This window comes from Thauera terpenica 58Eu (assembly GCF_000443165.1).
GTDB lineage: Bacteria > Pseudomonadota > Gammaproteobacteria > Burkholderiales > Rhodocyclaceae > Thauera > Thauera terpenica.
The window spans coordinates 33292-43511 of the sequence record NZ_ATJV01000057.1 but is presented as its reverse complement, the minus strand read 5'-3'; the positions used below and the strand labels follow the sequence as shown (position 1 = coordinate 43511).

The 10220-nt window shown below is 62.8% G+C and carries 16 protein-coding genes; 11 read left to right on the top strand and 5 right to left on the bottom strand.

What is annotated here, in order from left to right; all coding sequences use genetic code 11:
• Nucleotides 1-20: 20 nt before the first annotated feature.
• On the bottom strand, nucleotides 21-218 hold the full coding sequence (locus M622_RS39690; RefSeq protein WP_084520734.1) for a hypothetical protein: 198 nt from the start codon (nucleotides 216-218) through the stop codon (nucleotides 21-23).
• Nucleotides 219-230: 12 nt separating this feature from the next.
• The gene (locus M622_RS40920) at nucleotides 231-587 is read right to left on the bottom strand and encodes a helix-turn-helix domain-containing protein (RefSeq protein ID WP_245543066.1); all 357 of its coding nucleotides are present in this window, start codon (nucleotides 585-587) and stop codon (nucleotides 231-233) included.
• A 17-nt stretch (nucleotides 588-604) separates the two neighbouring features.
• Here M622_RS40920 and M622_RS30850 point away from each other — a divergent pair, with 17 nt between their 5' ends.
• From M622_RS30850 to M622_RS30805, 11 genes are all read left to right on the top strand, one after another.
• Nucleotides 605-808, top strand: a complete 204-nt coding sequence (locus tag M622_RS30850) for a hypothetical protein (protein WP_021249521.1) — start codon at nucleotides 605-607, stop codon at nucleotides 806-808.
• Between the two features lie 8 nt (nucleotides 809-816).
• Entirely contained in the window at nucleotides 817-1305 is a 489-nt protein-coding gene (locus M622_RS30845) for a DUF3489 domain-containing protein (RefSeq protein ID WP_031346916.1), read from the top strand.
• Nucleotides 1306-2135: 830 nt separating this feature from the next.
• Nucleotides 2136-2873: a hypothetical protein gene (locus M622_RS30840; RefSeq protein ID WP_021249519.1), complete on the top strand. Its 738-nt coding sequence runs from the start codon at nucleotides 2136-2138 to the stop codon at nucleotides 2871-2873.
• Nucleotides 2874-2992: 119 nt separating this feature from the next.
• Nucleotides 2993-3190, top strand: a complete 198-nt coding sequence (locus tag M622_RS30835; RefSeq protein ID WP_031346915.1) for a helix-turn-helix transcriptional regulator — start codon at nucleotides 2993-2995, stop codon at nucleotides 3188-3190.
• A gap of 14 nt (nucleotides 3191-3204) precedes the next feature.
• A complete protein-coding gene (locus tag M622_RS30830) occupies nucleotides 3205-5028 on the top strand; it encodes an AICE element replication initiation protein (RefSeq protein ID WP_217995314.1) in 1824 nt (607 codons plus the stop codon).
• Nucleotides 5021-5278: a hypothetical protein gene (locus tag M622_RS40155; RefSeq protein WP_157282023.1), complete on the top strand. Its 258-nt coding sequence runs from the start codon at nucleotides 5021-5023 to the stop codon at nucleotides 5276-5278. The genes M622_RS30830 and M622_RS40155 overlap by 8 nt, the downstream gene beginning before the upstream one ends.
• A gap of 173 nt (nucleotides 5279-5451) precedes the next feature.
• Nucleotides 5452-6246 carry a hypothetical protein gene (locus M622_RS30825; protein ID WP_021249516.1) on the top strand — a complete coding sequence of 265 codons (795 nt, stop codon included), beginning with the start codon at nucleotides 5452-5454 and terminating at the stop codon, nucleotides 6244-6246.
• Between the two features lie 162 nt (nucleotides 6247-6408).
• Nucleotides 6409-6834 carry a hypothetical protein gene (locus M622_RS30820; protein ID WP_021249515.1) on the top strand — a complete coding sequence of 142 codons (426 nt, stop codon included), beginning with the start codon at nucleotides 6409-6411 and terminating at the stop codon, nucleotides 6832-6834.
• 60 nt (nucleotides 6835-6894) lie between these two features.
• On the top strand, nucleotides 6895-7356 hold the full coding sequence (locus tag M622_RS30815) for a DUF2924 domain-containing protein (RefSeq protein WP_021249514.1): 462 nt from the start codon (nucleotides 6895-6897) through the stop codon (nucleotides 7354-7356).
• The gene (locus tag M622_RS30810; protein ID WP_021249513.1) at nucleotides 7353-8714 is read left to right on the top strand and encodes a recombinase family protein; all 1362 of its coding nucleotides are present in this window, start codon (nucleotides 7353-7355) and stop codon (nucleotides 8712-8714) included. The genes M622_RS30815 and M622_RS30810 overlap by 4 nt, the downstream gene beginning before the upstream one ends.
• Nucleotides 8711-9163, top strand: coding sequence for a hypothetical protein (locus M622_RS30805; protein WP_021249512.1), 453 nt, complete (start codon nucleotides 8711-8713; stop codon nucleotides 9161-9163). Before M622_RS30810 ends, M622_RS30805 begins: the two co-directional genes overlap by 4 nt.
• A gap of 5 nt (nucleotides 9164-9168) precedes the next feature.
• On the opposite strand, the gene M622_RS30800 is transcribed toward M622_RS30805, so the two are convergent.
• From M622_RS30800 to M622_RS30790, 3 genes are read right to left on the bottom strand one after another with little or no spacing between them, the layout of a single operon-like run.
• Nucleotides 9169-9396 carry a hypothetical protein gene (locus M622_RS30800; protein WP_021249511.1) on the bottom strand — a complete coding sequence of 76 codons (228 nt, stop codon included), beginning with the start codon at nucleotides 9394-9396 and terminating at the stop codon, nucleotides 9169-9171.
• 3 nt (nucleotides 9397-9399) lie between these two features.
• Nucleotides 9400-9720: a type II toxin-antitoxin system YafQ family toxin gene (locus tag M622_RS30795; RefSeq protein WP_021249510.1), complete on the bottom strand. Its 321-nt coding sequence runs from the start codon at nucleotides 9718-9720 to the stop codon at nucleotides 9400-9402.
• A complete protein-coding gene (locus tag M622_RS30790) occupies nucleotides 9692-9970 on the bottom strand; it encodes a type II toxin-antitoxin system RelB/DinJ family antitoxin (protein WP_021249509.1) in 279 nt (92 codons plus the stop codon). The genes M622_RS30795 and M622_RS30790 overlap by 29 nt, the downstream gene beginning before the upstream one ends.
• Nucleotides 9971-10220: the final 250 nt, after the last annotated feature.

Sequence of the window (10220 nt, the reverse complement as noted above, 5' to 3'; positions counted from 1 at the left end):
GGACGGGGGAAAGGGGCGAATCATGCCAAAATCTCAGAATCTAGGCCATTGTTATATAAGCGTTTGTTAATAGTGCACCAACGCCGACGGCGCCCCTTGTTGCCCGTGGGTTCGACAGGCGCAGGCGTTTCGAGCTTGACGCGCCACTGGCGGTAGCCCTTCTCCCGCAAGATCGGGTCGATCAACTCATAGCGAGTTTCGGCTTCGTTGTAGGCCACGTGGTCGCTCCCTCATTCCTGTTCTTTGTGCTCGTCGGCACCACCTGCACGCACCCATTCATCAACTTCGGACACTTTGAACTTCCACAGACGCCCGACGCGGTGCGCGGGCAGATGCTTGCGGTCGATCCAGCGGTAGATGGAATCGCGCGTGACGCCCAAGTGCTCGGCAATCTGTTCGACAGACACCCATGGCTCACTCATGGAAGGTCTCCAGTTGATGAAAGACGGGTGGCATAAAGTCGCAATCGGTCGTAAAGACCATAATTTATCAGCTACAGGCTGGGTCAGCCAGATTTCGATGCAAAAAGCATCCGATGGACGCTTGGCTTCTTGATCGTTCAGCGCGTGAATGGTGGCGTCATCCACCAACCAAGGAGCCAGCCATGACCGCCCAGTCCACCGCCCTCGACACCTACCTCCAGCGCCTGCCGATGATCCTCGACAAGGTCGAGGCCCTGCGGCAACTGGCCGACGACCACTTCGGCCACGATCCGGACGCCATCCACTGGGGCCACGTCGGTGACCTCGGGCGGGTGGATCAGGCGCTGGATGACCTGCTGGCGATCTTCGACGGCCAGGCCGAGTGACGGAGGCCATGATGGAGACCCTGCTCAAACTCTCCCCGGCTCAAAGCCTGCTGCTCCGCACTGCCGCCCGCCGTCCTGATGGGCGAGTGATCCCGCCCGACACGCTGCGCGGCGGCGCACGGGTCAAGGTGCTGACCTCACTGCTGCAGCGCGGGTGGATCGAGCCTGCCGACGACGGCCACGTCATGACCGACGCGGGCTACGCGGCCATCGGCCAGCAGCGACCAGCACCGCTGGATGACGTCCAGCCGATGGACACCATCGACGATCTCCAGCTTCTGGAGGGCATCCCGGTGCGATCAGGCACCAAACTCGCCGCGATGGTCGTGGCGCTGCGTCGCCCGCAGGGTGCGACCAGCCTGCAACTGATGCTGGCGACCGGCTGGCAGCCGCACACCGTGCGTGGGGCGATTTCCGGGATGCTGCGCAAGAAGCTCGGCCTGAACGTGGTGCTGGCCCACAACAACAGCGGCGAGCAGGTATACCGGATGGTCTGATCTGCCGCCAAGGGTGTCCAGTTTCTGGAGGCCCTTGCCGATACCCAGGCGCGTCTGACGCATCGGACACAGGTTGTCGTAATTTCCCGTGAGGCGCGCACACGCGCACGCGTATAGAGAGTTACGTAGAGATGTGTCCGATGCGTCAGACGGTTTTCATCGCGCTTTTGCGCACCCTCACCGTTTTGCCCGGTTTTTGACCATCAACGGTCGCAAGTCCCCGCCAGTACTGGCTTTTCCACGGTCACCGAATCTGGTTCGCTCGTGGGCCGATTTCTGCAATTCAGGCGGCAAATCAGCCGCAACCCCGCACCAGCATTGAGTTTTTGTCCCTGGCCATTTTCCGCGCGGACGGGGTGCAAACCTGCAAACCGGGTACGCACCCAGGTTCGCACCTTCTGCGTTACCGCTATCCCGCACAGGCCCGCGCTGATGCGGAATTCAACCCATCGACCCGCGCCGTCAGGTGCGAACCGCAAACCCTGCAAACCTTGTTTTCTGGCCAGACGGTAGCGCAATGCTGCGCTTGCGCCCCCGTATTGGAATATCGCTGGGAAGGACCCCTTTCGCCTGGGACTTGTATGCGTGCGCCGACCATAACAATAGGCGGTGACCATCACCATCGTCACAACCATCACAGGCACTGGCCCGGCGTGACAGTGGTGATGGTTGTGACGGTCGCCCCTTATTGTTTACACCGGCGAAAGCACAGATATGCCCTTGGCACGATCATCACGCAGGGCGCGTAGCGGCGGATCGCACAGGGCGATGGCGAACCAGTATGGATGAACGTGGACGGTGCTGGACCGCCCTCGGTAGACTGATGGGCAATGAACCCGCATCTGCTGACCCTGGCCCTGACCACACCGCTCGAACAACTGCTGGAGTTGCCAAACGCGGTGCGGATTGCTGCCTGCGCCCGAGAAGATTTGCAGCGCTTCAGCGCAGAGCAGTTGCAGCGGATGTTGGCCAGCATGGATGCAGCCATCACCGATACCGTGACATTGGCGCAAATCAAGAACGGCGGCGAGTTGGTCGATCGTCACGAACAGCGCGACCTGGACTGGTTCATCGAGGTCACCAATCAAGCCGAATGGCCACGCCTCAGGTCAGCCACTGCAACGGACCGCGATTACCTCCGCCTTTTGGCGCTCTACAAGTTGGGCGTGGTGATTGAGGCCACGGCAGATACCCCGCCCGGGATCATCATCAGGCCGGCGGTTGATGCGCTGATGGAATCGCTGGAATCCTTGGTGCTGGCCGATCTGTTGCCGGAACCGCCATCAACAGAACAGATCATCGAAGATGCGTGGAAGACCGGACTCACGCCAGAGCCCGTTGCCGCCGACGAAGTGCGCAAGGCGCAAAGCAAGGCTGTCAGACGGGCGGCCGATGCTCGCCACGCCAGCAACCGGGCCGCCAAGCAAAAGGCTCTGGAACTGTTCGCTTCGAATACCTACCGCACCAAGGAAGAAGCCTACCGCATCATCGGCGCGCAGGTCTGCAAGGCACCGGGCACGATCAAGAATTGGATCGCGGGCATTCCAAAGGACTCGCCGCCCAAGTAATTTCACTGCGAACCTTCACGCTGCGCGCAGCGTGATCATCGTGCGCGCACCGTGTCTATGAATGCCGATTCTTGTGGCATTCAATACAGAGCATCCCCAAACGACCACGGATGCTCGCCATGTACCAACCCCGTCCTGCACTGCCCGAAACCGGCTTCGTTCGGTTGCCGCAGATTCTGTCCCTGATCCCCATCAGCCGTTCGGCCTGGTGGGCGGGTATCCGGGAAGGCAAATTCCCCCAAGGCATCAAACTCGGCAGCAAGACCACGGTCTGGCGCGCTGAGGACATTCGCAATCTCATCGAACACTCGCGCTGATTCGGGCTGTGACGATGAGCGCGTCCATCCCTTCTCCGGACGGAGTAGTAGAGAACGACCGTCACCACCATCACGACCATCACACGGTCGAGATGGATGCTGAGGCCGCTCCGGCACCGACACCTCACACCGATCCCGTTGGTGTGATCGAGGCGGCACTGGTCCGTCTGGTCGATGACGTGGGCGTGCTAGCCGAGGAAGACGTGGTGCGCGCCTTCTCGATCCTCAAGGCCACGGACCTGCCCGGCTACTTTCGCCTGCGTCACGCCGCCAAGAAGGCCAATCGCGATTGCTCGGTAACGGTGCTCGACAAACTGGTGCGCGACGAACTGCCCGGCAGCGATGACGATGCCAGCGCGCTCGATGAACTGGTCGCCTTGGCCCGGGCGCAGTGCCAGTTGCACCACGATGCCGATCGCAACGCGGTGGCCGTCATTCCGATGCCAGGTCGGCGCGAAGTGTGGCGCGTGTATTCCTCCGGCTTTGAGGACTGGCTGCGTGCCGCGTACTGGCGAGCTAAGGAAATGGGCGTGCCGGAGACCACGATGAAATCGGCACTGGCCACGCTCGCCGCTGCAGGCATCAATGATGGCGACGAGATCGAAGTGCACGTCCGCGCCGCCCGGTATGACGATGGCTACCTGATCGATCTGGCCGATGAGCAGTGGCAGGCCATCCACGTCACCCCCCAGGGCTGGCGGGTGGTGAACGAGTCGCCAGTGTATTTCACCCGTACGCCCTCGATGCGTCCGCTGCCGATGCCTGTGCCGATGGGGGTGACCCATGGCGATGTCGGATTGCTCTGGCAGCACACCAACATCCCGCCACACAGCCGTGTGATGGTGCTGGCGTGGCTGCTGGACTGCTTGCGCCCGGACACGCCGTTTCCGGTGCTGGAGCTGGTAGGCGAACAAGGATCGGCCAAGTCCACCACGCAGTCCGTGCTGCGCAGCCTGGTCGATCCCAACAAGGTGATGCTGCGCGGGCGGCCCAAGACGGTGGAGGACGTGTTCGTCGCCGCCGCCAACAACTGGCTGGTCAGCTACGAGAACCTCTCTGGCCTAACGCCCGAGCAGCAGGATGCCTTTTGCACCCTGGCCACTGGCGGTGGCTTTGCCTCGCGCCAGCTCTACACCAATGGCGAAGAGCACGTGATGGAGACCAAGCGACCGGTGGTGCTCAACGGCATCGCCGTGGTTGCCACGCGACCGGACCTGATCGACCGGGTGATCCACGTCGACCTGCCGACCATTCCCGCCGATGCCCGGCGTGACGATGCCGATACGCACGCGGGCTGGGAACGTGATCAGCCCAAGGTGTTTGCCGGCTTGCTCGATCTGTTCTCGGCGGCGCTGGCCATCCTTCCGACGGTCAAGCTGACCCAGAAGCAGCGCATGGCTGATTACGAACGGCTGGACGAGGCAGTAGCCCGCGCCCTGGGGTTTGCCGCTGGTGAATTCCAGCAGCAGTATGCCGAGCTCGTGCGTGCGGGCATCGACCGGGCCTTGGAAAGCAACGCCGTCGCGCAGGCCCTGGACAAGTACCTCGCGGACCGTGTGCTGCCCTTGAACTGGCAGGGCACCGCCGGCCAGCTCTACGACCTGCTGAACACCCACAGCATCCCCGACCGCAGCAGTTGGCCGCGCTCGCCCAAGGGACTGTCGGATCAGTTGCGCCGCATCGCCCCGGCCTATCGCGCCAAGGGCATCGACATCACCCACCTCGGCCACAGCCGGGAGGGAGCGCGCTGGCGCATCGCACAGATCCGTTCCCAAACCAATCCTGCCACGCCACCCGGCATCGAGGGTGGCACTCGATATGGAGCTCACCGTGAGTAATTCCAATTTGCACCCCGTCTGGGCCAAGGCCCTCGGCGTTCCTACGCCGTCATCGACAGTGTTGCCGCCCAAGCCAGCAAACGCCTCGGTTACGGCATCTGAAGCGACAGACGGCTGGCAAGTCATCGCCGCCGTCAATCCACGCCCCGGCGCACCGGTCGGCATCAAAAAGCAGGTCGGTCCACACCTGTGGATCAGCACGACCGTGCGTCCCGGCGACCCGCGTTACCCATCCACCCTGCATGTCTGAAACCCCAACCTATTGGAGCCACCATGAGCCTGCTTTCTCAACTCAAAACCACTGTCAAGAAGTCACCTGCCAAGCCCGCCGTTCCGGCCATTGAGCCCCCGACGCCTGCGGCTACGGAATCTGTTTCAACCAGTCCTGCCGACGATATCTGCGATCTGGAGACCCTGGCCGGGATGCTTCAGCAGCTGCAGACCCGTAATCAGCAGTATCAGCGCGCCATTGACGCTCTGGTCGCCGCACGCCGTGTCGTCAACGGCTGGGACCCGAAGCCCGAACCCGAATTGATCTGGTCGGTGCGCCGCGAGGTGCTGGTGGCGATGGATGACCAGGATGTCCTGGCGCGCTTTGACCGCGACCACGCGCAAGACCTGGCGGCCGAGCAGGCTGCACGCCACGCGGCCACCCAGCAAGCGCTGGAGGCACCGGCACGGGTCAAGGCCCTGGAGCAGTGCATCAAGGACCTCGCTGCTGAAATGGCGGGCGATGTGGATGAGAGCTTCATCCACAAGGAAATGAAACGGCTGTTCGAGCCCAGTGCACAGCGGATGCTGACGGCGGCACAGGCTTTCGTACAGGCGTGGAGGGAGATGAGGACGGTCGAGTCCAGCCTGAAGAGCGCGTTTCGGCTGACCCACTACAGCGTCCAGGGTGATCGCCGCAGCGGTTACGAGATGTCCTTGATCGGCAAGGCCAACGATGGCGACCTACTGCCCAACCTGATCGAAGGCGTTGCTTATGACGATCTGGTGGACCTGAATCGCCAGTTCCGCCGTGGTGACGATGTGCTGTCGCGCCAGATCAATCAGCAACTGACCGAAGCCGGAATTTCTGCAGGGACCCTGCGTGTGTATCACCCTGGCGCTGCCAGCGACGACCGTCCGATCTACGCCCCCGATCCGAACCCGCCGCGCAAGCGCCCTCCGGAGTCGCCCTTCGGCGGTGCCACCGTGGTCACGATCCAGACCTGAGGCACTGCACCCCAGGCGAAATGGGTCCTTCCCCGCCATCAAGCAATACGGGGGGCGCGAGCGCGCTGCCCCGCCAGTGACAGGCCCCGAAACAGGGTTGCCAGTTACCGCCCCGGTTACCGCCCGGCGCCGTGCCGGGTTACCAGCCTTCAAGGAGTTGAAATGAACGTCACGACAACCAACAACATTATTCCCGGCCAGCCTTTGGCTCACTACGACCCTGAGGTCGCACAGCGCGTGCAAGGTTGGCTCGACGGTGGGAAGCCGCTGGTCTGGATTCCCATCCTCAGCCAGGAAAACTTCCCCGACACACCACCCGAGATCCTGCAGTGGGCGGATTCACATCAGGCCGCATTCCACGTGCAGATCCACGAACCCGCTGACCTGTTACTGATGCCAGAAGGTGTGACCGGGTGGTTGATGCCCACCGATGCGAACGACACCGATGTGGCCTGCGGCGTCTGGAATGGCGAGGTCTACATCCTGGGCGTCAAGGACCAACGCACCGGGCGTGCGCAGACCCTGCTGGGCGAGCGTTTCGATGTGGCGACAGGTCAGGTCGATGACGTTGACCAGAGCGCGGTTTGACTTGGCTTCTGGTCGCCACAGCGCGTTCATGGACCTGTCTCAACAACAGGAGCAATTGAAATGACGGACACCCACAATGGCAGCGTCTCGGCCCAACTGGCCGCGCTGCCATCCCTGCCGATGGCCGATCTCTGGGCGCTGTGGGATCAGCACTTCCCCAGGCGGCCCAGCCACCGCAATCGCAACTATGTCGAATCGCGTCTGGCCTACCGCATCCAGGAACTGGCCTACGGGGCTCTGCCCACCAACATCCGCAAGATGCTGGTCGAGGCCGGTGCCAAGCATTCCAAGATCAAGACCAGTGTCGGCCGCAGCGCGCAGACCCTGTTGATGCCCGGCACCACGCTGATCCGCGAATGGGATGAACGTCAGCATCGTGTGACCGTCACGCCCGATGGCCTGTACGAACTCAACGGACAGGTGTTCAAAAGCCTGTCGGCGGCGGCGCGCCACATCACGGGCACGCGATGGAACGGGCCGAAGTTCTTCGGCCTGCGCGATGGCAAGGCAGGTGGCCAATGAACGCGCCCCTGCTTGTGCCACAGACCACACCCATGCGGCGCTGCGCGGTGTACTGCCGCGTGTCCAGCGACGAACGGCTGGACCAGTCCTTCAATTCCATCGATGCCCAGAAGGAAGCCGGGCACGCCTTTATCAAGAGCCAGAGCCACGAGGGCTGGATCGCCGTGGCCGACGACTACGACGATGGCGGTTTCTCTGGTGGCAATATGGAACGGCCTGCCTTGAAGCGACTGATGGCGGACATCCAGATGGGCAAGGTCGACATCGTGGTGGTCTACAAGATCGACCGCTTGTCGCGCTCGTTGGCCGATTTCGCGCGAATGGTCGATGTGTTCGACCGCCACCGCGTCAGCTTCAGCGCCGTCACGCAGCAGATCAACTCGGCCACCTCGATGGGGCGGCTGATGCTCAACGTGCTGCTGTCCTTCGCGCAGTTCGAACGCGAAGTGACCGGGGAACGCATCCGCGACAAGATCGCCGCCAGCAAGGCCAAGGGAATGTGGATGGGCGGGCCGCTGCCGCTGGGGTATGACGTGCGCGACAGGCTGCTGGTGTTCAATGAAACCGAGGCTGCCCTTGTGCGCCGCATCTTTGATGACTTCGTGACCGTGCGCTCGGCGACGCTGATGGCCAAGGCCTACGGCGCAGAAGGCGTGCTCACCAAGGGCGGCAAGCCCTTCACCAAGCAGACCCTCTACAAGATGCTGCACAACCGGATGTACCTGGGCGAGATCGTGCACAAGGGCCAGAGCTTCCCCGGCCAGCATCAGGCCATCGTGACGCAGGCGCAGTGGGATGCCGTGCAAGCACTGATCGCCACCGATGGCATCGAACGGCGGCGCGAGACCAACGACCACCAGCGGGAACCGGTTCTGCTGCGTGGCCTGCTGTTCACGCCCGACGGTGAACGGCTGGTGCCCAGCTACACCGTCAAGAAGGGCAAGACCTACCGCTACTACACGCCGATCAAGCATCGGCGCTTTGGCGCGTGGGCCAGCCAGCACGGGCCGTTGCCGGCGGCGCCCATCGAGGAATTGGTGACCCAGCAGATCGTAGCGGCGCTGTCAGCGCCGCACATCGTGCAGTCGGTGCGGGATCGAATTTGGACAACCCGCCCAGACCTGTCAGAGCCTGAGGTGGTGTTGCCGATGCGGAATCTGGCTGGCCTATGGCAACAGCTGTTCCCCGCTGAACAGTGTCGACTGGCGCAGTTGTTGATCGAGCGCGTAGTGATTGCCGACGGCGGGCTGGAGATCATCTGGCGCGACCACGGGTGGCAGGAACTGGCCGGGGAACTGCTGCCCGGCACCATCGGCGCGGAGTTGCAGGAATGGGAACAGCAGGAGGTGGAGGCATGAAGCCGAAAGTGCAGGCTTTGGGCGGACCCGTTGCGCGCGAACGCCGGGATGGCGGCCAGGTGAAACTGTCCACCTTCATCCCGCTGAAGATCAGGAAGCGCGGCGCCAGCAAGGTGGTAGTACGGCCGGATGGGGCGGTCGAGTCGCCGGGCAGGGTCACCAGGCAGATTGACCAACCCCTACTGGTGGCCCTGACGCGGGCCTTCTACTGGCAGCAGTTGCTCGATGATGGAGTGGTCGACAGCGGCAGCGAGATCGCCCAGCGCGAAAGCCTGCACCACTCGACGGTCAACGAGCTGCTGCGACTGACCCTGCTGGAGCCGGCCATCATCCAGAGCATCCTGGCCGGGCAGCAGCCCCGGTGCATGAGCCTGCTGTGGTTCCAACGGAACCCACTTCCGACCGACTGGGTGGCGCAGCGGGAGGTGGTGGCGAGGTTTGATGCTTGACCGGGTTACGAGCCCTCGATCACCCGTGCCACATCACCGTGGCATTCGGCGCACTTGCCCACCAGCAGCAAGTCGCCACCCTTGATGGCGCCGCTGAAATTGGTAATCGTTGTTTCGTGACGGCACTGGCCGCACCAGACGTTGGACAGCAGCCGCTGGCGAATGTCGGCAGGGATGGATTCCCAGCGCTGACGGGCGGGTTTGGTGAAAGTCGGCAGTGATTCAATCGCCACGGATCACTCCTCGAACAATTCAGAGTGCGTGCCCGTCCGCACAAAGATGATGGCGTTGCCATACAGGCGGTAAATGAGCAGGAAGTCGCCGCCGATGTGACATTCGCGGTGGTCGGCCCAATCACCCCTCAGCGGGTGATCCAGCCATTCAGGCCCCAGCGGGGCATCGTTGCCAATGAGCAGCAACATCGCCTCCTTCAGCCGCTTCAGGTCGTAGCGGCCCGAACGCGAGAGGCGTTCCCAGTCTTTGAGGAAAGTCTTGGTGTAATCGCTCGCCCTGGGCAGCGGCGCCCGCTTACTGCTGGCGGGCTTTTTCGAGGTCATCGATCAGGGCGTCTGCAGACTCAAAACGGGCGGTGCGCGCCTTGGCTATGGTGCGGGCTTCTTCCATCGCCGCGCGGGTCTGGGCGTTAGGCACCTTCAACTCCAGCGGGAAGGCCTGGTCGTTCACCACGCGCTTGAGCAGGATGCGCACGGCATCAGACACCGACAGCCCCATGGCTGCCAGAGCCTCACTGGCTTGCGTCTTGATTTCGTCGTCCACCCGGACGTGCAGCATCGTGGAATGAGCCATGATCGAATCCTCCGTTTCCGCAATTATGTATCTCGATTGCGATACGGTCAAGTAACCGCTGACGATGCTCTGGCGGCCTTGGTTGACGATGAACCGCCGCGCGCAAGTTGTTGATTTTGCTAGGTCACCATCTGCGCCTACCCGCAGGCCAAACGGAGAACGGAGACGGCTTTGGCAGAGAAAGTGGCCGATTTCGCGCGTTTCAGCGGGTGGCCACCCGCCGCACGGATGGCCAGAACCCCCGCATGGA

Excerpts from the sequence above, each read along its gene's own strand:
- M622_RS30850 (WP_021249521.1), top strand. The coding sequence starts at position 605 with ATGACCGCCCAGTCCACCGCCCTCGACACCTACCTCCAGCGCCTGCCG.
- M622_RS30845 (WP_031346916.1), top strand. The coding sequence starts at position 817 with ATGATGGAGACCCTGCTCAAACTCTCCCCGGCTCAAAGCCTGCTGCTC.
- M622_RS30840 (WP_021249519.1), top strand. The coding sequence starts at position 2,136 with ATGAACCCGCATCTGCTGACCCTGGCCCTGACCACACCGCTCGAACAA.
- M622_RS30835 (WP_031346915.1), top strand. The coding sequence starts at position 2,993 with ATGTACCAACCCCGTCCTGCACTGCCCGAAACCGGCTTCGTTCGGTTG.
- M622_RS30830 (WP_217995314.1), top strand. The coding sequence starts at position 3,205 with ATGAGCGCGTCCATCCCTTCTCCGGACGGAGTAGTAGAGAACGACCGT.
- M622_RS30825 (WP_021249516.1), top strand. The coding sequence starts at position 5,452 with ATGCTTCAGCAGCTGCAGACCCGTAATCAGCAGTATCAGCGCGCCATT.
- M622_RS30820 (WP_021249515.1), top strand. The coding sequence starts at position 6,409 with ATGAACGTCACGACAACCAACAACATTATTCCCGGCCAGCCTTTGGCT.
- M622_RS30815 (WP_021249514.1), top strand. The coding sequence starts at position 6,895 with ATGACGGACACCCACAATGGCAGCGTCTCGGCCCAACTGGCCGCGCTG.
- M622_RS30810 (WP_021249513.1), top strand. The coding sequence starts at position 7,353 with ATGAACGCGCCCCTGCTTGTGCCACAGACCACACCCATGCGGCGCTGC.
- M622_RS30805 (WP_021249512.1), top strand. The coding sequence starts at position 8,711 with ATGAAGCCGAAAGTGCAGGCTTTGGGCGGACCCGTTGCGCGCGAACGC.
- M622_RS30795 (WP_021249510.1), bottom strand. The coding sequence starts at position 9,720 with ATGACCTCGAAAAAGCCCGCCAGCAGTAAGCGGGCGCCGCTGCCCAGG.
- M622_RS30790 (WP_021249509.1), bottom strand. The coding sequence starts at position 9,970 with ATGGCTCATTCCACGATGCTGCACGTCCGGGTGGACGACGAAATCAAG.